Origin of the sequence: Palleronia aestuarii (genome assembly GCF_003253995.1) — a bacterium.
GTDB lineage: Bacteria > Pseudomonadota > Alphaproteobacteria > Rhodobacterales > Rhodobacteraceae > Palleronia > Palleronia aestuarii.
In genome coordinates this window covers 41,047-64,835 of record NZ_QKZL01000017.1, presented here as the reverse complement: position 1 = coordinate 64,835, position 23,789 = coordinate 41,047, and the positions used below count along the sequence as shown (strand labels likewise).

Here is a 23,789-nt window from a genome sequence, read left to right as displayed (position 1 = left end):
CCTACGCCTCCCAACTCGCCCAGCGCCGCCCGATCAGGAAGAAGATCAGGTAGATGGCGATCCCCAGCATCGACAGGATCAGCACCACCGCGAAGAATTGCGGCATCTGGATCATCGACGAATAGGTGGTCAGCCGGTTGCCGAGGCCGAACCCGCCGCCCACCATCTCCGCCCCCACGGCGGTCAGGAGCCCGAAGATTGCGCCGATCATCAGGCCCACGAGGATCATCGGCAGCGCCATCGGGGCACGGATCTTCCAGAATATCTGCAGCGTCGAGGCGCCGTAGCTCCGCGCAAGCGCGATCTTGGCAGCATCGACACGGCGGAATCCCGTCGCCGCGTTGATCATCACCATCGGTCCGGAGGCGAGCGCCACGGCGATGATCCGGGGCGTGTAGCCGAAGCCGAAACGCAGGATCAAAAGCGGGACGAGGGCCAGCATGGGCGTGGTGACGAGAAGCAGGATGTAGGGCGCGATGATCTTCTCGGTGAAGGGAAATTGCGTGATGATGGCCGCGAGCACGAGCCCGATCGATGCGCCGATGGCGAAACCCGAGAGAAGCTCCACGAGCGTATGGCCCAGATGCGGAGCGATCGACGGGAATTCGGTCACGAGCGCCGCCGCGATGGCGGATGGCGGGGGCATCACGTAGAGCGGTACGTCGAAAAGCCTCAGGGCGAGCTCCGCGCCGCCGATCACGACGAGGGCCGTGAGGGCGATGGCGGCGATCTCCGCCACGGTTCGCCCGCCGCGTCCCGGCGCGAAGGCCGACAGGTTCGCGAGACTGGCCCCGCCCCCGGAGCCCTTGCGCGCGAAGTCCGGCGTCGTATCGCCCATCTCTCAGGCCGCCTTTCCGGATCGGTGACCGCCGGTGATGCCCGCCTTGATCGCTGCGTTCAGGTCGAAGACCTCCCGGCTCGCCATGATCTCCGTCGTGCGTGGCCGCGGCAGATCCACTTCGTGGATCCGCGAGACGCGGCCCGGTCGACCCGTCAGCACGACGATCCGGTCCGCGAGAAACACCGCCTCCTCGATCGAATGGGTGATGAACGCGATCGTGGTCCGCGCCTCCATCCAGATATCCTCGACGAGGCGGTTCATCTCCTCCCGCGTGAAGGCGTCGAGCGCCCCGAAGGGCTCGTCCATGAGGAGCACCTGCGGCTCCTGCGCCAGTGCGCGGACGATGGCGGCGCGCTGCTGCATCCCGCCCGAAAGCGTGCCGGGCATCGCGCCCTCGAACCCCGAAAGACCGACCCGATCGAGAAGATGGGCGATCAGGCCATGATCGGGTCGCTTACCGGTAATCTCGAAGGGAAAATGGATATTGGCGTCGAGATCGCGCCAGGGAAGCAGGTTCGCCTCCTGGAACACGAGGCCGATCTCAGGTCGCGGCCCCGTCACGGGCACGCCGTCGAGCCGGATCTCGCCCGATGTCAATTCGTGCAGGCCCGCCATGGACCACAGGAGCGTGGTCTTGCCGCAACCAGACGGGCCGAGGATCGCGACGATCTCGTTCCTGCCGACGGAGAAGCTGCAATCCGACAGCGCGACGAAATCTCCGTAGGCCTTGACCGCCCCGTCGATCTCGAGCTTCGCTGACCGCATCCCGACCTCCGTCCGGACCCCGACCCGATTGTTCGGTTCTCCGGCTCTACCCCACAATCGGAGACTGTAAGTCTGTTACATCCCTGTCAAGCTTCGTGAACGAAACGGCATGGCACGGCCTGATTGTTGCGCATCGATCGGGCAGCAATGTAATTCTGAAAACAAATTCGCTCGGCAGCAGTAAACCGCCTTGAATGAAGGGAGCACCGAAACGTGCGGTGCAAGTTGCCAGATCGCGGGACTGTCCTTCGTTTCCTCCTGACGCTCGGAAGCGACGGACAACGTGCAGCATTACCTGCAGCCGGTTGTTTGCTTAGCGCCCGCCAGTGGCCGTACTGCTGAAAGCAAAGACCCGTCACATGGCTCGTTTCGCAAGATGACGCGGGCGTCCGCGAAACCTGGGTTTCCGGACGCACGGCGCTCGGACGCGCCAAATGCGGGGTGCCGTTTAAGGAGCGCCTGGGATTCTGGTTCCACGGCAGCCCTCTCGCACGATGTGGCACTTCTTCAGCCGGTTCGCTCTGGATAGACGCCTGTCACGAGGGGATCGCGCGCCCGCTTGGAAGCTAATGCCCCTCGAACCGTACCCGCGACCCGCAGGGTCAGAGCGGCTTGTACGCCACTGCCTCGATCTCGACGGCGATGTCGATCATCAGCCGCGATTCGGCCGTGGTTCGTGCCGGGGGCTCGGAGGGGAAATGCTTGGCATAGACCTCGTTGAAGGACGCGAAATCGTCGCGGTCGCGCAGCCAGACGGTGGTCTTGACGACGTCGCTCATGTCGCAGCCGGCAAGGGCCAGCGCCGCGGCGACGTTCTGCAGCACCTGGTCCGTCTCCGCCGCGATGCCACCCGGAACGACATTTCCATCGCCATCGACCGGCGTCTGCCCCGAGATGAAGACGAAATCGCCTGCGCGCACGGCCGGAGAGAGCGGAACCTTTGCCGCGCCGAAGGTCTGCTTGCTCATGATCGGAACTCCTTGCGTGTTTCGCGCCAGCATGCGGCATCCTGCGCGGGACGGCCAGACGCGATCGGACCGCGGCCGGGTCCGACGGCGTTACGCCAGTATCCGCGTCGCTGCCAAAGGGAGACCTGCCATGAAGATCGCCGACGTCGAAACGCCCGCCCTTCTCATCGACCTCGATCGGGCGGAGGCCAACATGAAGCGCGCGCAGGACTACGCCGACGCGCATGACCTGCCGCTGCGGCCACATATAAAGACCCACCGTCTGCCGCGTTTCGCCAAGGCCCAGATCACGCTCGGCGCGCGCGGCATCACGTGTCAGAAGCTGGGCGAGGCCGAGGTGATGGCGGATGCCGGGATCGCCGATATCCTCGTGACCTACAATATCCTCGGGACTGCGAAGCTCGACCGCCTCGCCGATCTGCATGCGCGGATCAGGATCGCCGTGGTCGCCGACAACGCGCCGGTGATCGAAGGCTACCAAGCGCGATTCGACGACCCGGACCACCCCCTCGGCGTCATGGTGGAATGCGACACCGGCGCGGGGCGGAACGGGGTGCAGACGCCGGAGGAGGCGCTGGTGCTCGCCCGAATGATCGATGCGGCGCCCGGATTGCGTTTCCTGGGCCTCATGACCTACCCGCCCCGGGACGATCGCGTGGGGGCCCGGCTCGCGGGCATGAAGGAGGCGATCGAGGCGGACGGGATCGCGGTGAGAGAGATTTCCAGCGGCGGCTCGCCCGGGCTTTACAGCGCACACGAGACGGCGGGGATCACGGAATACCGGCCCGGTACCTACATCTATTCCGACCGGATGCAGGTCGCGGCCGGCCTCGGGACGCTCGAGGATTGCGCGTTGAGCGTTCTCGCCACGGTGGTCAGCCGTCCGACCGCAGAGCGCGCCGTGCTCGACGCCGGGTCCAAGGCGCTGGCCGCCGATCTGAGCGCCCTGCCCGGACATGGTCACGTCATGGGCCATCCCGACGCGGTGCTGACCGGCCTGAGCGAGGAACATGCGGTCGTCGACATCTCTGCCTGCAAGGATTTCCCCGCGATCGGGGAGAAGGTCCGGATCGTGCCGAACCATGCCTGCGTGGTGACGAACCTCTTCGACAGCGCCCGCATGATCCGCGGCAGCGGGGTCGAGGAGACGGTGCGGATCGCCGCCCGCGGATGCTCGCAATAGCGTGCCGGTGAGATCGGCCCGCCCAGACGCCAATCGCGTCAGGTCTGCTAGCCGCTACAAGGTGTTTCGATCAGCGTGCGGACGAATAGCGCGATACGCTCGGGCGTGGCATCCGCGAAGCCCACGACCAATCCCGAAACGCAGCCGGTCAACATGTATCGCGACAGCCGCGATGGACTGAAGCCCTTTGCCGAGAGGGCCACAATCGCCTCCGTCTCGGACCGCCCGTCCTCGAACCGGATGGCGAGCTGCACGCCGCCGTCCGGAGGACGCACGGAAAGGCCATCGATCCCGTCGAGCGCCTCCGCGAGGGCGAGGCCGCGCGCCGCGTAGACCCGAGCGATCCGACCGAGCTGGGCACGGTAGCGCCCCGACCGCATCATCTCCGCCAGCGCCGCCTGCGCATGAAGATTGGCCATGAGCCCGCAATTGCGCGCAGCGGCGCGGAACGGATCCACGAGCGCGTCCGGGACGACCAACCAGCCGATCCGGAGCGCGGGCATCAGCACCTTCGCGGCCGACCCCGCATAGATCACGCGTGCCTCCGGGCCCTCCGCGGCGAGCGCCGCGATCTCGCGACCGCGCCAGTGAAACTCGCTGTCGTAATCGTCCTCAAGGATCAGCGCGCCCATCACCTCGGCCCGGTCGAGAAAGACGCGTCGGCGCGCATGGGAAAGCCGCACGCCGGTGGGATACTGGTTCGACGGGGTAAGGTATATGAGCCTGGCTTCCTCGGGGAGAACGTCCGGACGGGCGCCGTGCTCGTCGACGGGAAGCGTCGCGAGCCGAAGGCCCGCCCCCTCGAAGGCGACCCGCGCCCCGAGATAGCCCGGATCCTCTATCGCGGCGAGATCGTGCGGATCGCTCGTCATTCGTGTAGCGAGCGACAGGCTTCCCTGCGTCCCCGTGGTGATCAGGATTTGCCCCGGATCGGCAAAGACGCCGCGATCCTGCGCCAGCCGCTCCGACAGGATGAGCCGGAGATCGGGCAGGCCATGCGGATCGCCATACGCGGCGCGTGTCCCGTGCATCCGGCGGGCGGCGCGGCGCAGCGCCCGCCCCCATTCGTCTCGCGGAAAGAGCGTCTCGCTCGGCTCGCCCGGTGCCATGATCCCCTCAGGCGCTCCTGCTGTCTCCCGACGCGGATCGACGGAGAGACGGGCGCCCCGCGCCGACGGGGCAAAGGCGCGTACCGCCTGAGAGAAAGGCGGGGGCTCCGTCGCGGCGACGACGCGGGGGGCGGCACCCGGACGGACCTCGATCACCCCTTCGGCGCGGAGCAGGTCGTAGGCGACGTTGATCGTGCCGCGCGACACGCCGAGCTCGCCCGCGGCCCCGCGGCTCGCCGGAAGGCGGCTCCCGTGTCGCAATCGACCGTCCCGGATCGCTGCGAGGAGATCGCGGTAGATCTGCACGGGCAACGGTTCGGCCCGGGAGATGTCGAGTCGGCAGAGGATGGCGAGCGAAAGTGGTTTTACCATATTTGCAGGAACTGGTTCTTCTCGTGGTCCACTTCACCCGGTAACGCAGGTGGCGTCAAACCGAGGAGACGACCATGACGCCCCGCTACGCCCGTGCCAGACAGGCCAAGACCGCCCGCTACGACGCCGAGACGATCCATGCGATCCTCGATACGGGTCTCGTCGCGCATATCGGCTTTCTGGATGCGGACCGCCCGATGGTCGTCCCGATGGCCTATGCGCGCAGGGGAGAGACGCTTTTCCTGCACGGGGCATCGAAGACCCGGATTGCCCGGCTCGACGGCGTGCCGGTCTGCGCGACGGTCACGATCGTGACCGGAATCGTCGCGGCACGGTCCGGCTTCCACCATTCGATGAACCACCGCACGGCAATGGTGCATGGCATGGCGCGCCTCGTGACGGGCGCGGAAGCCGACGCGGCCCTCGACGCGATCACCGACCATCTCCTGCCCGGGCGCACGGGGGAAGTACGGGCGATGACGGCGCAGGAGCGGAAGGCCACGGGCGTCGTCGCGATCGAGATCGAGCATGCCAGCGCCAAGGTCCGGACGGGCCCGCCAAAAGATGACGAAATGGATCTCGATACCGGGCTCTGGGGTGGTGTCCTGCCCATCGCAACCGGTCTCGGCACGGGGATCGAGGATGCCTACACCCCAGAAGGAGCCCCGGAACCCGCTTCCCTCGCCGCCGCCCGGGCGAAGTTCGCGCAGTGAAATCCGGCAAACCAACCCGCCGCGAGCGGGTCGGCGTCTCGCATGCCCTTGCCGGGACCGCGACGGCCCGGCACGGTTTCTTCATTCGCGGCCCGAACCGAGCACGCTGCCGGTAGCGCTAGTGAGAAGAGTGGCCCCAAAGTTGAGCGCCCGGAATGATGGATTGCGGCGTTCGAACCAAAGCGCGAGAACCGCGCTCTTCATCCGGACGTTAATTTCCTGCAGGCCGACTGGTCAAACGAGCCCCGGCTAGAACGCCACGGCCGTTGAATGGGCCGACCGGTTCAATGACAGCCGCTTCCTCGGGCCAATCGGATACATCCCGCCGGCAGAGGCCGAAACCGCATATGATGATCAAGTCGACATGCATCAGCGAGCTACGTAATCTGAATCAAACAACCTCCGGGAAAGCCGGGGCGAACCTGAGAATCAACGGCTGATCGGTCGCGGATCAGGTGAGCGCCCGCCCGACCGGCAGTAAGCTGAAGCGCTTTTCCCCATGCTCGAATGGGAGAGCTGGTAGGGTGCGGGAGAACGACCATGCTATATCTCACCCGGGCGGTAGCGGCGGCCGCGATCGCGGGTTGGGCTCTCATCGGTCTTCCGGCCCTCGCGCAAGACGATGTGCGCCGGGTGGACGTGCGCTTCGCCCCCGGGACCTCCGGGGCAAGCTACAGCGACACGATCGTCGGTTACGATTCCATAGAGTATTTCCTGACCGCCGATGCCGGCCAGAGGATGCGCATCGATCTGAGCACGTCGAACCTGTCGAATTACTTCAACATCTGGCCACCGGGGGACGACGCTGCGCTCTTTACCGGCGCGAGTTCCGGTGACCATTTCGACGGCAGCCTCCCGCGCACCGGCGAATATCGGGTGCAGGTCTTTCTCATGCGGAATGCGGCCCGTCGCGCCGAAACGGCGGACTTCACGATCGACATCGCGATCACAGGTGAGACGGCTTCGGCGGCACGACCGACACAGGAACCGGATTTCGCCGATGGGCTTGCCGGTGGGCCTGACTGGTACGTCGTCGAGGGTGTTCAGGCTGGCGACAGGTTGAACATCCGCACCGGCCCATCGACGGAGTATGCGATCACAGGGCAGGCAGACAATGGCGCCCGGTTGCGCAATCTCGGCTGCCAGGGCGGTGTCCAGGCTCGCTGGTGTCGGATAGAGACCTCTGACGGAAGCATCCGCGGCTGGGTCAGCGCGCGGTTCATTGCAGAGGGCGCTCCGCCCGATGCGGTGCAGTCGCCGCCGCCTCCGAGCCAGCCAGCCGAGGACGTGCCGGGGCTCGTTCGCCGGACGACCGGCGAGTTCGAGGTCGGCTTCGCTTCGGGTTGCATGTTGCTCTTCAATCCCGCCGGCGATCTGATCACCGCAGGATCGACATGCTCCCCATCGCAATCGATCCGCGCGGCGGACGCCGTGGCCGCTTTCCGCCGCGAGCAGGGACTTCACGCTCCGCCCGCCGACACCCGGTAGGAAATCTTGCCGTCGCAATAACCTTCGATCGACCGCCATCCGATGACACGAGGAGAATAACCGGATGAAACCCATCATGATACTCGCTCTTCCTGCGGTGCTTTTGTTTGGCGGCTGCGTCAGCGAGGGCACCTCCACCGGCATTGGCGCGAACAGTTCGGGAGGGACGACGTCAGGCACGATCCGGCTTCGCGATGACGGTGCCTACGCCTTGGGCGTCTCCACCACGAACGGCTACTGCTCCGCCGTTTACCGCGCACCGCGTCCGAACGGCTCCGAGCTTCGGCCGCTGGCCTGCACCACCGGCGCCGGCGGGAATGCGACCGTTCGCTACGGCAGCGACGGCACACCGGTCAGCGCGACCTATGGCGGGCTCGAGATTGGTTCGGGCACGATAACGTTCTGACGACGACACGGCAGGGGGACGAGGCATGAGGAAGAACTCACCGGCACGCTGGGTGGTCCCGCCTCTTGCCATACTGGCCGCCTCGGCCGCGACACCGTCGATGGCACAGAAGATCGGAGCGTTCGAGCCGACACCCTGTCCGGTGCCGCTGCCATACGAAGGCGAGGTCGAGGGCGAGACCTACGATTGCGGGATCGTGGTCGTCCCCGAGAACCACGAGGCCGATGGCGGGCGGACGCTCGAGATCGCGGCCCTGCGGCTCCGTGCCACGACGCTGTCACCTCGCCCCGATCCGGTCTTCTACCTCGCCGGGGGCCCCGGATCATCCGGCCTGCACGAGTTCGCGTCGAACCCGACGCTGTTTCAGAACATGCAGGCCATGCGCGAGCGGCGGGATGTGATCACCTTCGACCAGCGTGGCACCGGGCACTCGCAAATCCTCGCCTGCGGGCCTTTCTTCGCAGGCATCGGTGTCGTCGGTGAAATCTTCGACGAGGTGGACATTGCCGAGATGGAAGAGATCGTGGAGGGCGGCGCGGCCATGTCCTTCGTCGTCGCCGTTTGCGGCATGAGCTACGCAAGCGTCGGGATCGACCTCGGACAGTACAATTCCGTCGCCAGCGCGAAGGACATCGTCCTGCTAGCCGACGCGATGGGCTATGGCGGACGCTACGACCTTTACGGCACGAGCTATGGCACGCGGCTTGCGCAGCACGCGCTGCGGACCACACCCGACCGCGTGCGTGCCGCGATCATGGACGGGACCGTGTCCGTCTCCGAACCCGGGAACGCCCATACGTCGTCGAAACTCGCGGCGCAGTACGATACGATCTTCGAACTCTGCGCAGCCGATCCCTTCTGCGAGGAACGGTTTCCCGATCTGCGCACGCGTTTCATTGCGGTGCTGGAGGATCTCGCCGCAGAGCCACTGGTGCTCGATCCCCCGCTCGTGGGCAGCGACTTCTTTCGGAGTGGCGGGTTCGTCACCGTCGACCGCATCGACGTGCCGTTCTTCAACCGGCTTGGCGTGTTCAACAACGGGGCCGGGCGCGGCGGGGCGGCGGCCTTCGTGCCGATGCTGGTTGATGCGCTGGAGGACCGGGACACCGAATATCTGCGCGATATCATGGGTCGCGGAACCCTGCCGGAGCAGCAGCCGGTCACTGCCTCTCCCGATGCGGCGGACGTTTTCACTCCTGACGACAGCCTGATCGCGCCGTCTATCGGACTGATCGTGCAATTGGCGGAAGCATCGCTGGCCGCCGAAAGCGGTTCCCTCAGCACCGATTGGCTCGGCACCGTCATTGGAGAGATGAATGCACGCCTCCTCGATGGAGAACCGCAGGCCGAAATCATCCGGGATTTCGTGGAGCTGAGCCTCGTTCCGCTGCAGCCCACCGACGCCTCGGCGCTCGTCGAATTTGCCGACGCGCATCTGCTCCCGGAGACTGCGACGACCGCAAAGGCCCTTGCCGGCGCGATGGACAGGCAACAGGTGCGCGAGACCTTCTGGGCGATCCAGGATATCGCCGAACGCATGAGCGGTGGCGGCGAGCGAAGCGGCGTGCCGGGTGTCGCAATGGGAATGCTGAACGCCGTCAATTGTGCCGAGGATGTGGGGTTCAATCCGCCCGAGGTCGCGGAGGATTTCGTCGCGGCGACGCCATATCCCGGGATCGGCGTGCAATCCGTCGAGACCTACGAGGTCATGTACGCGGCCTGCGGGATGCTTCCCTCACCTTTCGCGGAGGCCGATATCACGGCACCGGTCGAAAGCGACGTCCCCGTCCTGATCTTTTCTCAAGGCATGGACAGCCAGACCCCCGTAACCCAGGGCAAGCTGGTGGCCGAAACTTTGCCCAACAGCATCGTGCATGTCTGGCCGTCCGAAGGCCACGTGATCGCCTCGCGCAGCCCGGATGGATGCGCAGGCGCCATCGCAGCGGCATTCCTCGACGATCCGATGTCGCGACCGGATTTCAGCTGCTCGGAAGACGACTATTACCGCGTTCCCTTCGACGTGGCCTACGGGCTCGTCTTTGGCGACGCCGAAGACAGGTGACGGGAAGGACGCGCATCATGGTTTCGAGACAGGCCAAGATCGCCATAGTAGCCGTCGGTGATCCGACATGCGTCGCGGCGCAGGTCACGTACGGGACCAGCCGATCCGACACGGCGGCGCCGGCGCGCTCGATCCCGAGCCCCGGAGAGAACGCAAAGACCATCGCAGCGCTGCCCGAAACCGGTTCGGTCGGCGCGGCGGACCTTCATACGATTGCCGATCGCGTGCAGGAGGATATCGTCTGCTTTGACGGCAGCAAAGGCTTGGCGGCGCTTCCGCCTTGCAGCGCGGCCGGTACGATCTGAAGCGTCCATCAGGCAGCATCGTTCAAGGATAAATCGACATGGAAGAAATCTTCGCGATGCTGCTGGCGCTGACGGCGCCGGAACCCGACGGGACCTACTTCGCCAATCGGCTCGCGCAAGGCGACGGTGCACCGGTGGAAGTCACGCCCTGTCTCGGTCCGCTGGCAACGCCCGAGATCGTCGGCGAGACGATCATCTGCGGGATCGTGACGGTCCCGGAAGATCATGACGATCCCGACAATGGCCGGACGATCGACCTCGCCTTCGCGATACTGCGCGCCGAAACCACGTATCCTGCGGCGGATCCCCTGGTCTACCTTCACGGCGGCCCCGGCATCGGCAACCTCGATCACGGGCTCAGCTTCATGGCCGAAGCTTTCGCGCCGTTTCGGGCGGCACGAGACGTGGTCATATTCGACCAGCGTGCGGCCGGGATCTCTTCGGACAGCGTATCCTGTTACGGGGAAATCACGGCGAACATCGCCGATGTCGCGACCGAGGGCGCCGTTCCCCTGGAAGAGGACGAGGCGGGAAATCCGGTCATTTCGCAGTTCCTGCCCGACTGCCTCGCCGAGATCGCCTCCAACGGCACTGACCTGAGCGCCTACAACACGACGCAAAATGCACTCGACGTGCCGACTGTCCTGACAGCGCTCGGATATGACGAATGGAACCTCTATGGCATTTCCTACGGCACGAAACTGACCCTCGAGACGATGCGCGTCGCCCCCGAAGGCATCCGCTCGGTAGTGATCGATGGTGTCGCGCCCCAGTGGGTCCGGCTCTATGATTTGTTGGCGCTGCCGCTGGCGGAATCGATGGAGCGGCTGGTGCGGGACTGCGCGGCGGAGCCTGCCTGCGACGCGGCCTACCCTGACCTCGGCGACGTGTTGACGGACGTGATCACTCGGTCGACCGACGGAGAGATCCTTCTCGATGGCGAACAGCTTCCGCCACAGGCCGTGCTGAGCTTCTTTGCGGAACGGAACAACCGTCATCATCTCGGCTCGCTCACGCCCTACATCCCGGCGATGATCTACGAGCTCGCGCGTGGTCAGGACACACCGACCGTCGAAATGGTGATCGAGGACTGGCGATGGTCGGTGCCACCTCTTGATGCGGAGGCCGTGATCGCGGCGCGCGGGGGCGATCTCACCGAGCAGCAGGCGCAATTGCTGAGGCTCGCCCTCGGCGATGCCGAGATCATCGGAAATGCCACTGATGCGCTCGACATCGCAGTGGCCGACTTGCGCCGACAACTCCACCGCGACCGGGAGCTCGGCCCCATGCCCGGCCTGTTCGATACGGAGCTGTCGGCAGCCCTTCCGGATACAATCACGACGAGTGACGCCGCGCGCGCCGCGCTCACGGATTATGCGGGGCTGCGCTTGGGCGAGCCGACGCGCGACCGTTTATCGGATTTCGTCCGGACGCATTTCAACGGCCCTCACCTGTCCCGCCTTCTCGCCATCGTGGATGCCATGACGGAAGACGAGATCGCGGCGGTGTATGAATATTCGGCCACGACGGTTCGATCCCGCACGCTCGACTTCCAGGAAAACTGGATCGACCTTACGCTCTATGCCTGTCAGGAGGACGTGCCGTATAATACCTTCGAGGGGTACCAGAAGGCCGCGGCAGAACAACCCTACGACGTTTCCTCCCTCTTCGATGAAGCCGCGATGGGAATCTTTACGATCTGCGAGGCCTTCGAACACGTCGACCGGGAAGATTGGCACGAGGTCGTCGAGAGCGACATCCCGACCGTCTCCATCGGCTCGGGCTGGGACACGCAGACGGCGGCGAGTTGGGCCAAGGAGGCGACCCGCGGACTGACGAACGCACAGCATTTTTTCATCGCCGAGGCCGGTCATGGCGCGCTCGCCTATGCCGATTGCGTCGGCGATATGACGGTCGCCTTCATCAACAATCCGACGCGGGAGCTCGACGATTCCTGCGTCGCCGCGACAGCGGTACCCCCCTTCTACATCGCGCCATGGGTCGAGGAAACGGATGCGAACTAGCCCGATCGGGTTTTATCGCGGAGCGGCCATGGCTTGAGGATCAAAGCGTCTGTCCAACGCCAGTGCGCGGTTCTTTTGGAACCTGTCTCCTTGGGCTCAATGACCACGATGTAAGCCGCGCTCGTTACTGCGAACTCCGGGATCTGGTCGACTACGCTCGTTTCATGCATCCTGAGCACTTGACCGAGGACTGCGAGATCACTCACGACTCGGCGATGCGCGAGGCCTATTCCCTCCACAACATTCTTCGAGTTCCTCGACGAAGTGATGCTCGACCCGAAGCGTCGCAAGCAGAGGTGGGAAGGGGCCATAGCCTCAGGCCTCCCGAACCCCGCTACGGCAGACTCAAACGCGACTCGGATTTAACCAACGTCTACAGCCTCGATTTTCCTGATCTTCGCGTAGGCCAATAGATCAACCAAATCGGCGCAGTCATTAGGTCCAGAGAATTTCAGACCTGGGAGAACGCTACCAGGCCCATCGCGCTGAGAGCAGTGCTCACCCCTCCCGAATAACTCTCAACACTACAGAAAAATCCGGGCGCAGCCGGATCGGGAGAACACTTTCCCGGGGGCAAGTGGCGGAGCGACAGGGATTCGAACCCTGGAGACGGTCTCCCGCCTACACACTTTCCAGGCGTGCGCCTTCGACCACTCGGCCACCGCTCCGTCCGGGGGAGGTAGCGCGAAACCGGGGACGGATGCAAGGTCGCTTACCACCCGTCGCCGGCATCTCCGTCGGCCTGCATCGCGCGTGGCCCGGCCGACGTCTGCGCCGCGACGGGCCCGCCCGGATCGGAGGGCGTACCGCGCAGCCAGAGGTCGCGCTGCGGCAGCGGAATGCGGATTCCCTCGTCGGCGAAGCGTACGGCGATGGCGTGATTGAGCTCGCTCTGGATCTCGAGGATGAAGTTCACGTCGCGCAGGATGGCGCGGATTTCGAACATCATCCCGTTCTCGCCCATGGCGCGGAAATAGATCGCGGGCGGCGGGTTCAGGACGACCATCGGATTGGCCTCGGCGATCTCGCGCAGGAGGCGGTCGACATGGGCGGTGTCGGTGCCGTAGGCGACCGTCACGGGAACGATCACCCGGCCGACGAGGTTGCCGCGCGTCCAGTTCGTCACGGAGTTCGAGACGAGATCGGCATTGGGTACGATCACGTCCGTTCGGTCGAAGGTCTCGATCCGGGTCGACCGGACGGAAATATCGCGCACGTACCCCATCTGACCGCCCACCTCGATCCAGTCGCCCTCCGAGATCGGGCGCTCGATGAGCAGGATGATGCCGGAGACGAAGTTCGAGACCACGTTCTGAAGGCCGAAACCGATCCCGACGGAAAGGGCACCTGCGACCAGCGCGATGTTCTGCAAATTGATGCCGGCGGAAGAGATCGCGATCATCACGGCCAAGAAGATGCCGATGTAGCCCACGCCAGCGCTAATCGCGTTCCGTCCGCCCACGTCGAGACGGGTCTTGGGCAGGATCGAGTTTCTGAGCGTCCTCTGCACGAAGCGCGTAAGCGCGTAACCCACGGCGAAGATGACGAGGAAGGCGATGAAATCGGAGGGCGCGATTCGGGTCTCGCCAATCGCGAAACCGGTGCGGAAGCGCGACCAGATCTCGGTCAGATCGGCCACCCGGGCGCCCCAGACGAGGGCGTAAAGGGGCAGTGCAGCCAGAACCAAGGCAAAGCCGATGAGCACGGGCGCAAGCGCGTCCGTCTCCCCCTCGGGCGTCCCCGTCATCAGTGCATAGAGGTCGTAGACGAACCGTTGGAGCAGAAGAAGGAGCGCGGAGATCCCCAGCGTCATGACCGTGGGGAGAAGCAGGAATTCCGCGGCATTCGTATAACCGAGCGCCGCGGCGGCCGCGCCCGCAACGGCGGCGACGATCGCGAGCCGCCCGAGCCCGCGCAGGAAGGGCCCGCTCAGGCCGCGTTTGTCCTCCTCCTCGTCTTGCGCCACGCCGATCCGCATGAGCGTGCGCCCGACGCGGTATGTGACGAAGGCCAGCGCGATGCGGGGCAGGAAAAGCAGTACGGCTATTGCGGTATCGGCTCGGCCGATGACCTCGGAGGCGGCGCGCTCGGCGAGGATCACGGCGACGATGAAGCCCATCATCGTGCCGTAGAACCGAAGCGAATTGCGCGTCGATTCCCACAACTCCAGCGGCCCGGCATCGTCCGGCTCGCTCGGGAAGACCACCTGCGCGAGCCATTTGGATAGAATGATGGGCGCCGCGATGTAGGGGATCGCGTTGATGAGCGTCAGCGTCTGCTGCCCCGCGAGGCCCGGCAGGGTCAGCGCGACGACGAGGAGCGCGACACCAAGGAACGGCAGGATCACCTGCCCGAGCGACAGGGTGAAAGCGAGAACCCCACGGCCGCGCGGGGAATGCGTGACCGCCCATCGCTCGAGCAGGCGAATCCACCATCGGCTGCGGAACATCAGGAGTAGACCAATGATGGCGAGCGGAATGGCCACGGCCATCGCGTCGATCGCACGCCGGCTTCGATCCGGGGATGACCAGGCTGTCTGCAACTCGGAGACGACCGCCTGGCGGACCTCGTCGAGCGCGTCGATCGCCGTCGGCCAGTACGTGGGATTGAGGGGCGAGGCGTCCCGGGCAAGGAGCTGGCGGGTGTAGCGATCCCGGATCGTCCGGTCGATCTCCACGACGAGTCCGTCGGCGAGCCGGTATGCCTCTTCCGCGGCGACGACGGGCGCACGCAGCGTGCGCAATTGCTCGTTCAAGGCCTCGCGGCGCTGTGCGACATCGGCGCTCTCGGGTGGAGCTCCCTCCCCCGGCACCGGACCGAGCGCCTCGATCTGGCTTTCTATCGTGGCAATGCGCGAGGAATTGGTGTCCTGCGCGGTGAGGAAGGTCGCCCGCCATTCGGCGAGGCGAGAGCGCAGGGCCTCGAGTTCGCCCGACCCGACATTCCCGTCGAGCGTATCGGCGACCTCGCCGGCGAAACTCTGGAACCTCTGGTAGTCGGGCCGCTCGGCCTCCTGCGCCGCGGCAAGGCCTGCAGCGAAGAGCAGCCAGAGCGCGATCAGCCCGGCGACGAGTCCGCCGCGACAGGCTGGCCGGATCATGCTTCCTCGAAGACCGAAGGCAGGAAACGCTGTGACGTGTCGGTCAACCATTGCGGGATAGGCAGGTTCTTCTCGGCGAGGAATTCGGGATTGAAGAGCTTGGATTGATACCGATTGCCGTAATCGCAGAGAATCGTGACGATCGTATGGCCGGGCCCGAGTTCGCGCGCCAGACGCATCGCACCGGCGACGTTGACGCCGGACGATCCGCCAAGGCAGAGCCCTTCCTCCGCCAGGAGGTCGAACACCACCGGCAGCGCCTCCGCATCCGGGATGCGGCAGCAGAAATCGGGGGTGAATCCGTCGAGATTGGCCGTGATCCGCCCCTGCCCGATGCCCTCGGTGATCGAATCGCCGGGGTTCTCCTCACCGGTGTAGATCTTCAGAAGCCCCGCGCCTTCCGGATCGGCCAGGCCGATCTTGACGCCACGCGGTTGCAGCGCATCGGCCACGCCTGCGAGCGTTCCGCCGGTTCCCACGGCGCAGATGAAGCCGTCGACGCGGCCGCCCGTCTGCTCCCAGATCTCGGGTCCGGTCGTTTCCGTGTGGCCGCGGCGGTTCGCGGTATTGTCGAACTGGTTCGCCCAGATCGCGCCGTGCTCCTCGGAGCGGGCGAGTTGCTCGGCGAGACGGCCCGAGTACTTCACGTAATTGTTGACGTTCTTGTAGGGGACCGCCGGGACCTGAACCAGATCCGCGCCCGCGAGGCGCAGCATGTCCTTCTTCTCCTGGCTCTGTGTCTCGGGGATGACGATGACGGAGCGGAACCCCATCGACGCGCCCACGAGGCTGAGCCCGATCCCGGTATTTCCGGCGGTGCCCTCGACGATCGTGCCGCCCGGTTCGAGAAGGCCGCGCTCCACCGCGTCGCGGATGATGAAGAGCGCAGCGCGGTCCTTCACCGATTGCCCGGGATTGAGGAACTCCGCCTTGCCGAGGATCTCGCAGCCCGTCGCCTCCGACGGCCCCTTCAGCCGGATGAGGGGCGTGTTGCCGATCGCGTCGGCCAGATCGCTGTAGATCGCCATGTCCGTCGCCTTCCTCCCTGCCGCGGTGACGCTGTATCCCTAGGCCGACGGCCCGTCGAACTCAAGCGAGGCCGGCGCGCTCGCGCTGCAACCAGAGCGCGCTGAGAAGGAGTGGGCCGGTATTCACTTCGCCGGATTGGACGAGTTCCATGAAGTGATCGAAGGCGATGACGTGGGAGCGGATGTCCTCTTCCTCCTGTTCCGCCCCCCCGAGCCCGCCGGCGCCGTCCGGCAGGTCGGCGATGGCCACGTAGGTGAAAAGGTACTCCGTCATGACGCCGGGACTGGGATAATATCGCCCGATCGGGATCAGCCGCCCGAGGGCAAGCCCCGATTCCTCTTCCGCCTCGCGCCGTGCGGCATGCTCCGGCATCTCGCCCGGATCGATCCGGCCGGCGATGGGTTCGAGGACCCAAGGGTGGCGGTCGCCGCGGATATAGGGGCCGAAGCGGAACTGCTCGATCACGAGGACGCGCTCGCGTACGGGATCGTAGGGGAGGACAGTCACCGCATCGCCGCTCGAGAGCGCCGCGCGGGTGACCTCGGCGCTACGGCCGCCGTCGAAGCGCGGATGATCGAAATCGACCTCCGTCACCGCGAAATAATTCGCATAGGGCTGTCTCCGTTCGCGGACCTCGACGCTGTCCCGGGCCACTCCGGAGCGAAGCGTGCGTGGCGTCTCCTCCGTCTCTGCCCGAGCATGTGATGCGGCGCGCATGCGTATCGTCGGCATCCGGCGCCGAACCTCCCGCGCATCGGCCTGTCCGTAATACGCCATCGTCTCCCGCGCGGCATGAAGCGCCGTCGCCCGATCCTTGCGAGACCAGGCCTCGAGCGACCAGTCCTGCGCCACGGATTGCGCCCCGGCGGGAGAGAACAGCGTCGCCTCCGTCTCGGTCCCGTCGAGCGAGACGCGGCAGACCTGTTCGGACAGTCCCTGCGCCGTTGCGTAAAAGGCAATCCGCGCAGCGATCTCGTCGCCCGGCATGGCGAGAAGGCCCTCCGCCTCATGTCCCGCCGTCCAGTCGATCAGGGGGTGATCTGTCCCCTCGGCACGGACGGCACGAGCCCCGCTCAGTGTCGCGGGAGAGGTGGAAAGGTCCGCACCTGCGATCACGCCGCGGAACGTTGCGTCGCGCAGCGGGCCTGCAAAGAAGAACCGCGTCATGGATACCTCCGCGCGACGAATTCCGTGATCGCCCCCGCGACGAGCGATCCGGCGAACAGGACTGCGGCCGCATCGGTCGCGATCAGTCGACGGGCGCGTTCGATCGCCAGATACACTGCCTCCTCGAGCGCCTCGAATGGCCCGTCGAGCCGCGATGGCGAGATACGCATGAGGGTATCCACAAATGCCCAGAGTGCGAGCCCGAAAACCGCGAACAGGATAGCGGTGGTAAGAGCAGCACCGGCCGTGGCCGCCGCACCACGCCCCGCCTGCCGACCGAGGATCCGCCATCCGAGCACGAGACCGAGGAGAGCGCCGGCTTCGGATACCCAGCCGAACGTCACGCGCTGCGGAAATTCGTCCCTGGCCAGATCGCAGACGATCCAGGCGAGTGCGGCGAAGAGCACGGCCGCCACCAGTTTGCCGGCTGTCGGATACATCTCAGGCCGGCTTGGTGATCGTGATCTGAGAGACGTCGCAATTGCCCGAGCTGAACGTCGCCGCGCAGGACGTGAGATACATGTTCCACATCCGCCGGAAGCGATCGTCGAAACCCAGAGGCGCGATCTCGTCCCATCTCGAGTTGAAGGCGTGGAACCACCGTTTCAGCGTCTGGCTGTAGCTGTCGCCGAACTCGATCGACCGCGCGATCTCCAGTCCCGCCCGTGCGATCTGCGTCCTGAGCGCCGTGGGGCTCGGCAGCATCCCGCCCGGAAAGATATGCTTCTGCACGAAATCCGGGCCGCGGCGGTACACATCCCAACGGGCATCCTGGACGGTGATGATCTGCAGTGTCGCACGTCGTCCGGGCTTCAACCGGTCCCGGACCGCATCGAAATAGGTGGGCCAGTACTTCTCTCCGACTGCCTCGAACATCTCGATCGAGGCGATGCCGTCGTAGAGGCCGCGCTCGTCACGGTAGTCGAGCATCTTGATCTCGACCCTGTCGGACAATCCCGCCCGCGCGATCCGCTCGACGGCGTAATCGTGCTGTTCCCGGCTGATCGTCAATCCCGTCACCCGCAGACCCCGTTCCGCCGCGGCGTATTCGGCGAAACCGCCCCAGCCGCAGCCGATCTCGAGGACATGATCGCCGGGCTGCGCGCCCATTCCGTCGACCATGGACGCGTACTTCAATCGCTGCGCCGCCTCCAAGCTCTCCTGCCCGGTGGGAAAGATAGCGGAGGAATAGGTCATCGTGTCGTCGAGCCAGAGGCTGTAGAAAGCATTGCCGAGATCGTAATGGTGGCTGATGTTCCGCCTCGCCTGCCACCTGGAGTTCGACCGGAGCCAGAAACGCAGCCGTTCGTAGAGCCGCAGGGCCGTCATCCCCGGAAAGCCGTCATAGATTTCTTCATTGTCCGCATGGACGAGATCCATGAAGGCCTGCAGATCCGGCGTCGACCACCATTCCTCGAGATAGGCCTCGCAGAAGCCCAGATCGCCCTCTCTCACAAGCCGCGCGAAAAGGTCTTCATGATGGACCCGGATTTCCGCAACGGGACCGGGATGCCGCCCCTCGGCACGGAACCGACGTCCGTCGGGCAGGACGAAGTCGAGCCGCCCGTGGCGCAGATCCTGGGCCATGCGGAACACCGAGGCGAAATAGCGCGGCAGCCCGGATTGATCCTCGATCGTCGTTTCAACTCTCATGCGTTCTACCCCCGCGACGAGGCTAGCGCAGGCATCGCTCGGTGATCTACGGCAAAAAGCCCGGCGAAGGGTGGCTGCTCAGAATTCGCGCGCCTGATAGGCGTCGAGCGCACGCTGGCGTCCGTCCTCATGCGAGACGACCGGTTCGGGATAGTCGTCGTCCGGCGACATCGACCAGCGCCGGGGAATCGCGCGGAAATAGTCGAGAGCGTCCTCGGGCGGGTCGTCCTGCCCCTCCGCTATCCAGTTCCGGATGTAGCCGTCGGCCTTGAACTTGTCGACTTGGGTGATCGGATTGAACACGCGGAAGAACGGCGTCGCATCAGGCCCCGACCCCGCACTCCACTGCCAGCCCATCGAATTGTTGGCCGGATCCCAGTCGATCAGGTGTTCCTCGAACCAGTGCATGCCAATCTTCCAGTGGCACATCAGATGTTTCGTGAGATAACTCGCGACCACCATGCGCGAGCGGTTGTGCATCCGGCCGGTCACGTACATCTCTCGCATCGCGGCGTCGACGAAGCGGATGCCGGTCCGCCCCTGCTTCCAGGCCTTCACCTCCGTCAGCCGTTCGTCCTCGTTCCAGGGGAAGGCGTCCCACTTCTCGCGCCAATTGCCGGTCATCAGGCGGGGCGTGTGGTGGAGGAGGTGGTAGGAGAATTCGCGCCAGATCAGCTCCTGCAGGAACGTCTCCGCCCCGGCCTTTCCAGCGTCCCGCGCCCGCAGGCCCGCATGCCAGCACGTGCGCGGTGAAATTTCGCCGTAGGTGAGGTTCTCGCTCAGGCCCGACGTGCCCTCGACGCCCGGATAGTCGCGGGCTTGCGCGTAATCCTCGATCAGATCGCGCATGAAGGTGGCAAGGCGGGTCTGCGCGGCATCCTCGCCGATATAGGCATGCGGCGCCACGATCTCGGCACCGCGGTCCATGGCGGCCCCCATCCCCCAATCGTCGAGATCGTCGCTGTCGGGCCACGTCTCCGGCGCGGCGAGTTCCGAGGGAGCCGTCTCCGGGTCCGCCACCTCGCGATTCTTCACGGACCGCATGTAGGGCGTGTAGACCTTGTAGAATTCCCCCTGCTTGGTCTCCACCGTCCAGGGCTCGAAGAGAAGATGACCGGGCCGGCTGGCTGCATCGACATCGCGGCCCGTGAGGCTCGACTTCACCGCCTCGTCGCGTTCGACGGAGGGCGGATCGTAGGCACGCGTCCACCAGACGGCCGTGGCGCCCGTTTCCTCCACCAAACCTTCAAGCACGTTGCAGGCCCGCCCGCGGCGCAGGATCAGGCGGCTGCCGATGCTCTCCAGACGTTCGGCGAAGGAGCGGACCCCCTCGCCCAGGCGCCAGCGCGGCGCGGGACCGTAATCCTCGACCACCTCGTCATGGATGAAGACGGGGATGACCGGACGGCCCGTCGCCGCCGCTTCCGTTAGCGCGGGGTGATCGGTCAGGCGCAGATCGCGGCGAAACCACATTAGGATCGGGGCGGTGTCTGACATGGTCGGCTCCATCGGTTCGTCGCAGCCGGATCTAGCGTGCGAAGCCGATGCGTCAGCCCAAGACGTCGAGCGCCTCGATCAGGTGCGCGATCTCGGCATCGGTGGTGTAATGCGTGAAGCTCAGCCGCAGAACGCCATGCGCCGGATCGACCCCCATCGCGCGCAGAACCCGGCCCGCATAGAAGTCGCCGCCGCCGGCCATGATACCCAAGGGAGCGAGCCGTTCGGCCGCCTCCCGTCCGGGAATGCCGAGCGCCAGCGCCACCGTCGGAGCGCGCCGTTCCGGATCGGCCGGACCGAGGAGCCGCATGGCGTTGCGTCGCGAGACCGCCTCGAGAAGCGGCGCGAGCGCCGCCTTTTCCCGGCCACGCATCAAGTCGTGGACGGCCGTCGCCCGCACAGCGGGATCGGCGTCCTGCCCTTCGTGGTGAGCATGGAGCGCGTCGATGTAATCCGCGATGCCCGCACAGGCGGCGATCTGCGCGTGATCCGGCCCCGCCGGAGTGAACCGCTTGTAGAGGACATCCGAATTGAAATGGTGCGCCTGGTTCGGCAGCCATTCGCCGAGTTCGCGTCGGACGACCATCAGGCCCTGATGCGGCCCGTAGGTCTTGTAGGCGGAGAAGAGATAGATATCGGCCCCGATCTTACCGACATCCGGCAGGCCGTGCGGCGCGTAGCTCACCCCGTCGACGCAGGCGAAGGCGCCTGCCGCGTGGATCTGCGAGACGATCGCCGCCGCATCGTTGATCTCTCCCACGACGTTGGAGCAATGCGGGAAGCAGACGAGCCGCACCTTGTCGTCGAGGAGCGCGTCGAGGTCGCGCGGATCGAGATGTCCCGTCTCCGGATCGACCCGCCATTCCCGGACCTCGAAGCCCCGCTCGGAGAGGCGGCGCCAGACGCCGCTATTTGCCTCGTGATCCTGATCGGTGACGATGATGGCCGAGCCCGGCTCCATCCGTGCGGCGAAGGCCTGAGCCATCACATAGGTATTCTGAGACGTGGACGGGCCGAAACTCAGTTCGTCCGTGGCGACGCCGAGCATCGCGGAAAGCCGTTCCCGCGCCTCGTCCATCTCCTCGCCCGCGAGCCTGCTGGCGTCGTAAGGGCCGTAGGGCTGGACCTTCCGGCTCATGTAGAAGCGCGTGAGACGGTCCACGACCTGCCGGCAGGGATAGGAGCCGCCTGCGTTCTCGAAGAAGGCCTGACCTGCGAGGGAAGGTTCGGAGAAGGCCGGGAATTGCGCCCGGACGAAATCGGTATCGAATGCCATGGCGCGACCCTCGCGGTCCCATGAGACGAGGTCAAGACGTGGAACGCGCGAAGGGGCGCCGGTTTCCCGGCGCCCCCCTTTCATTACCATCGAAGCGGTCTGTCTCAGACGCTCTTCGGCTCGGACCTGAGGCCCTTGTACGTCGCCCAGCAGAGGAAGAGCAGCACCACGGTGAAGAAGATGCCGGTGGCGTTCACCATCGCCTGCAAGGCCGTCAATCCGCCGCCGATGAGCAGCACGATGGCGACGACGCCTTCCGTCACGGCCCAGAACACGCGCTGGGAGGTCGGTGCCTCGGTCTTGCCGCCTGCGGTGATCGTGTCGATCACCAGAGAGCCCGAGTCCGACGACGTGATGAAGAACACCAGGACGAGGATGATCGCGAGCGTCGAGGCGATCGCGGTGAACGGCAGTTCACCAAGCATGGCGAAGAGCGCGATGGAGGCGTCGTAGTTCTCGATCACGTTCTGGTAGACGCCCGACGAGGTCCCTTCGGTAAAGACCTGGTCGATCGCGGTGCCGCCGAAGACGGCCATCCAGAAGACCGACACGAGGCTCGGGATCAGGATCACGCAGGTCACGAATTCCCGGACCGTCCGGCCACGGCTCACGCGCGCGATGAACATGCCGACGAAGGGTGACCAGGAAATCCACCACGCCCAGTAGAAGGCCGTCCAGCTCTCGCGGTAGCTGTCGTCGCTGCGACCGAACGGATTGGACAGAGGGACCACGTCCTTGGCGTAGGCACCAAGCCCGATGAAGAAGTCCTGGGTGATCTGCCACGTCGGCCCGAAGATGAAGACGAAGAGCACGAGGAGGGCCGCGAAGCACATATTGATGTTCGAGAGTACCTTCACCCCGCCGTCGAGACCGCGGACGACGGAAATCAGGGCAACCGCGGTGACGCAGGCGATGACGATGATCTGCGTCGTCGTGGTGTCGGGGATGCCGTAGACGTAGGACATGCCCGCGCTCGCCTGCTGCGCGCCGAGGCCCAGCGAGGTCGTCAGGCCGAACAGGGTCGCGAAGACCGCGATGATGTCGATGCAATGCCCGGGCCAGCCCCAGACCTTGTCACCGAGAAGCGGATAGAAAGCGGAGCGCAGGGAAAGCGGCAACTGCTTGTTGTAGGTGAAGAGCGCGAGGGACAGCGCCACGACGGCGTAGATCGACCAGGGGTGAAGAGCCCAGTGGAAGATCGTGGCGGCGAGGCCGTTCGCCCGTGCCGTCGCCATCTGAGCTTCGTCGAGGTTGCCGTCGGTGAACGGTCCAGTCAGGCCCAGCGGATTCGAGACCTGCATGTGATAGACGGGCTCGAGTACGCCGAAGAACATGAGCCCGATCCCCATCCCCGCCGCGAACAGCATCGCGAACCAGGACATGTAGCCGTAATCGGGTTTCGCATCGACGCCGCCCAGGCGCACCTTGCCGAGCGGCGTGAAGACCAGCGCAATGCAGAAGATGACGAAAATGTTCGCCGCGGCGAGGAAGAACCAGTCGAACGTGGTCGTGACGAAGTTGAAAATCCAGTTGAAGACCGAACTCGCCTGATCCTGGAAGATCAGCGTGACGAGCACGAAAGCCACCACCGTCAATGACGAGATCATGAAGACGGGGTTGTGGACGTCGAAGACGAGCGGGCCGATCTTGCCCTGAATATTGTCCTGACCGACATCGTAGCCGGTCTCTACCCGGTTCGTCTCGCCGTCCGGCGTCGGAATTCCGTTCTGTGTCGATGTATCTGTCATTTCGCTCCCTCGTTGGTCGAATCCGCCCGCGGATCCGACAATTCCAACTGACGCTCGTTTCGAGAAACGGCCGGTGTGCCGAA

19 protein-coding genes and 1 tRNA gene are annotated in these 23,789 nt (G+C 65.4%); 7 read left to right on the top strand and 13 right to left on the bottom strand.

All coding sequences use genetic code 11. The annotated features are described in order from the left end of the window. Position 1 precedes the first annotated feature (1 nt). The 3 genes from LX81_RS15795 to LX81_RS15785 form a co-directional block, all read right to left on the bottom strand. On the bottom strand, positions 2 to 838 hold the full coding sequence (locus LX81_RS15795) for an ABC transporter permease (RefSeq protein WP_111538282.1): 837 nt from the start codon (positions 836 to 838) through the stop codon (positions 2 to 4). A gap of 3 nt (positions 839 to 841) precedes the next feature. After that, positions 842 to 1,606 carry an ABC transporter ATP-binding protein gene (locus LX81_RS15790; protein WP_111538281.1) on the bottom strand — a complete coding sequence of 255 codons (765 nt, stop codon included), beginning with the start codon at positions 1,604 to 1,606 and terminating at the stop codon, positions 842 to 844. 602 nt (positions 1,607 to 2,208) lie between these two features. Then, entirely contained in the window at positions 2,209 to 2,574 is a 366-nt protein-coding gene (locus tag LX81_RS15785; protein WP_111538305.1) for a RidA family protein, read from the bottom strand. A 130-nt stretch (positions 2,575 to 2,704) separates the two neighbouring features. On the opposite strand from LX81_RS15785, the gene LX81_RS15780 reads away from it, so the two are divergent. Beyond that, the gene (locus LX81_RS15780; RefSeq protein WP_111538280.1) at positions 2,705 to 3,757 is read left to right on the top strand and encodes a D-TA family PLP-dependent enzyme; all 1,053 of its coding nucleotides are present in this window, start codon (positions 2,705 to 2,707) and stop codon (positions 3,755 to 3,757) included. A 47-nt stretch (positions 3,758 to 3,804) separates the two neighbouring features. On the opposite strand, the gene pdxR is transcribed toward LX81_RS15780, so the two are convergent. Then, complete coding sequence (pdxR, locus tag LX81_RS15775; protein ID WP_111538279.1) at positions 3,805 to 5,238, bottom strand: MocR-like pyridoxine biosynthesis transcription factor PdxR; 1,434 nt, start codon at positions 5,236 to 5,238, stop codon at positions 3,805 to 3,807. Between the two features lie 74 nt (positions 5,239 to 5,312). Between pdxR and LX81_RS15770 the strand changes: the two genes are divergently transcribed. The 6 genes from LX81_RS15770 to LX81_RS15745 all read left to right on the top strand — a co-directional run bounded on the left by LX81_RS15770 (position 5,313) and on the right by LX81_RS15745 (position 12,236). Beyond that, positions 5,313 to 5,951: a pyridoxamine 5'-phosphate oxidase family protein gene (locus tag LX81_RS15770; protein WP_111538278.1), complete on the top strand. Its 639-nt coding sequence runs from the start codon at positions 5,313 to 5,315 to the stop codon at positions 5,949 to 5,951. A 540-nt stretch (positions 5,952 to 6,491) separates the two neighbouring features. Next, positions 6,492 to 7,439 (top strand): SH3 domain-containing protein, encoded by a 948-nt coding sequence (locus LX81_RS15765; protein ID WP_170133977.1) that lies wholly within the window; start codon positions 6,492 to 6,494, stop codon positions 7,437 to 7,439. Between the two features lie 64 nt (positions 7,440 to 7,503). Next, complete coding sequence (locus LX81_RS15760) at positions 7,504 to 7,845, top strand: hypothetical protein (RefSeq protein WP_111538276.1); 342 nt, start codon at positions 7,504 to 7,506, stop codon at positions 7,843 to 7,845. Positions 7,846 to 7,870: 25 nt separating this feature from the next. Further along, positions 7,871 to 9,907 carry an alpha/beta fold hydrolase gene (locus LX81_RS15755; protein WP_111538275.1) on the top strand — a complete coding sequence of 679 codons (2,037 nt, stop codon included), beginning with the start codon at positions 7,871 to 7,873 and terminating at the stop codon, positions 9,905 to 9,907. 17 nt (positions 9,908 to 9,924) lie between these two features. Beyond that, positions 9,925 to 10,212 carry a hypothetical protein gene (locus tag LX81_RS15750; RefSeq protein WP_111538274.1) on the top strand — a complete coding sequence of 96 codons (288 nt, stop codon included), beginning with the start codon at positions 9,925 to 9,927 and terminating at the stop codon, positions 10,210 to 10,212. Positions 10,213 to 10,250: 38 nt separating this feature from the next. Then, the gene (locus tag LX81_RS15745; RefSeq protein WP_111538273.1) at positions 10,251 to 12,236 is read left to right on the top strand and encodes an alpha/beta fold hydrolase; all 1,986 of its coding nucleotides are present in this window, start codon (positions 10,251 to 10,253) and stop codon (positions 12,234 to 12,236) included. 578 nt (positions 12,237 to 12,814) lie between these two features. Here LX81_RS15745 and LX81_RS15735 read toward each other — a convergent pair. The 9 genes from LX81_RS15735 to LX81_RS15695 form a co-directional block, all read right to left on the bottom strand. Then, positions 12,815 to 12,904: transfer RNA gene (locus tag LX81_RS15735), tRNA-Ser, on the bottom strand. Positions 12,905 to 12,948: 44 nt separating this feature from the next. Further along, positions 12,949 to 15,336, bottom strand: a complete 2,388-nt coding sequence (locus LX81_RS15730; protein ID WP_170133976.1) for a DUF3772 domain-containing protein — start codon at positions 15,334 to 15,336, stop codon at positions 12,949 to 12,951. After that, positions 15,333 to 16,364 carry a cysteine synthase A gene (locus LX81_RS15725; RefSeq protein ID WP_111538304.1) on the bottom strand — a complete coding sequence of 344 codons (1,032 nt, stop codon included), beginning with the start codon at positions 16,362 to 16,364 and terminating at the stop codon, positions 15,333 to 15,335. Before LX81_RS15725 ends, LX81_RS15730 begins: the two co-directional genes overlap by 4 nt. Before the next feature lie 61 nt (positions 16,365 to 16,425). Beyond that, entirely contained in the window at positions 16,426 to 17,532 is a 1,107-nt protein-coding gene (locus LX81_RS23175) for an NUDIX domain-containing protein (protein ID WP_272939493.1), read from the bottom strand. After that, positions 17,529 to 17,972 carry a TrgA family protein gene (locus LX81_RS15715; RefSeq protein ID WP_111538270.1) on the bottom strand — a complete coding sequence of 148 codons (444 nt, stop codon included), beginning with the start codon at positions 17,970 to 17,972 and terminating at the stop codon, positions 17,529 to 17,531. The genes LX81_RS23175 and LX81_RS15715 overlap by 4 nt, the downstream gene beginning before the upstream one ends. A 1-nt stretch (position 17,973) precedes the next feature. Next, on the bottom strand, positions 17,974 to 19,185 hold the full coding sequence (locus LX81_RS15710; protein WP_111538269.1) for an SAM-dependent methyltransferase: 1,212 nt from the start codon (positions 19,183 to 19,185) through the stop codon (positions 17,974 to 17,976). Between the two features lie 78 nt (positions 19,186 to 19,263). After that, positions 19,264 to 20,682, bottom strand: coding sequence for a cryptochrome/photolyase family protein (locus LX81_RS15705; RefSeq protein ID WP_111538302.1), 1,419 nt, complete (start codon positions 20,680 to 20,682; stop codon positions 19,264 to 19,266). A 52-nt stretch (positions 20,683 to 20,734) separates the two neighbouring features. Beyond that, positions 20,735 to 21,958 (bottom strand): aminotransferase class V-fold PLP-dependent enzyme, encoded by a 1,224-nt coding sequence (locus LX81_RS15700; protein ID WP_111538268.1) that lies wholly within the window; start codon positions 21,956 to 21,958, stop codon positions 20,735 to 20,737. A 104-nt stretch (positions 21,959 to 22,062) separates the two neighbouring features. Further along, the gene (locus LX81_RS15695) at positions 22,063 to 23,706 is read right to left on the bottom strand and encodes a BCCT family transporter (protein ID WP_111538267.1); all 1,644 of its coding nucleotides are present in this window, start codon (positions 23,704 to 23,706) and stop codon (positions 22,063 to 22,065) included. Positions 23,707 to 23,789 lie beyond the last annotated feature (83 nt).

Coding starts and splice junctions, on each gene's coding strand:
- LX81_RS15780 (WP_111538280.1), top strand. CDS start 2,705: ATGAAGATCGCCGACGTCGAAACGCCCGCCCTTCTCATCGACCTCGAT.
- LX81_RS15745 (WP_111538273.1), top strand. CDS start 10,251: ATGGAAGAAATCTTCGCGATGCTGCTGGCGCTGACGGCGCCGGAACCC.
- LX81_RS15705 (WP_111538302.1), bottom strand. CDS start 20,682: ATGTCAGACACCGCCCCGATCCTAATGTGGTTTCGCCGCGATCTGCGC.
- LX81_RS15695 (WP_111538267.1), bottom strand. CDS start 23,706: ATGACAGATACATCGACACAGAACGGAATTCCGACGCCGGACGGCGAG.
- LX81_RS15755 (WP_111538275.1), top strand. CDS start 7,871: ATGAGGAAGAACTCACCGGCACGCTGGGTGGTCCCGCCTCTTGCCATA.
- LX81_RS15795 (WP_111538282.1), bottom strand. CDS start 838: ATGGGCGATACGACGCCGGACTTCGCGCGCAAGGGCTCCGGGGGCGGG.
- LX81_RS23175 (WP_272939493.1), bottom strand. CDS start 17,532: ATGACGCGGTTCTTCTTTGCAGGCCCGCTGCGCGACGCAACGTTCCGC.
- LX81_RS15770 (WP_111538278.1), top strand. CDS start 5,313: ATGACGCCCCGCTACGCCCGTGCCAGACAGGCCAAGACCGCCCGCTAC.
- LX81_RS15715 (WP_111538270.1), bottom strand. CDS start 17,972: ATGTATCCGACAGCCGGCAAACTGGTGGCGGCCGTGCTCTTCGCCGCA.
- LX81_RS15760 (WP_111538276.1), top strand. CDS start 7,504: ATGAAACCCATCATGATACTCGCTCTTCCTGCGGTGCTTTTGTTTGGC.
- LX81_RS15730 (WP_170133976.1), bottom strand. CDS start 15,336: ATGATCCGGCCAGCCTGTCGCGGCGGACTCGTCGCCGGGCTGATCGCG.
- LX81_RS15765 (WP_170133977.1), top strand. CDS start 6,492: ATGCTATATCTCACCCGGGCGGTAGCGGCGGCCGCGATCGCGGGTTGG.
- LX81_RS15725 (WP_111538304.1), bottom strand. CDS start 16,364: ATGGCGATCTACAGCGATCTGGCCGACGCGATCGGCAACACGCCCCTC.
- LX81_RS15790 (WP_111538281.1), bottom strand. CDS start 1,606: ATGCGGTCAGCGAAGCTCGAGATCGACGGGGCGGTCAAGGCCTACGGA.
- LX81_RS15785 (WP_111538305.1), bottom strand. CDS start 2,574: ATGAGCAAGCAGACCTTCGGCGCGGCAAAGGTTCCGCTCTCTCCGGCC.
- LX81_RS15710 (WP_111538269.1), bottom strand. CDS start 19,185: ATGAGAGTTGAAACGACGATCGAGGATCAATCCGGGCTGCCGCGCTAT.
- pdxR (WP_111538279.1), bottom strand. CDS start 5,238: ATGGTAAAACCACTTTCGCTCGCCATCCTCTGCCGACTCGACATCTCC.
- LX81_RS15750 (WP_111538274.1), top strand. CDS start 9,925: ATGGTTTCGAGACAGGCCAAGATCGCCATAGTAGCCGTCGGTGATCCG.
- LX81_RS15700 (WP_111538268.1), bottom strand. CDS start 21,958: ATGGCATTCGATACCGATTTCGTCCGGGCGCAATTCCCGGCCTTCTCC.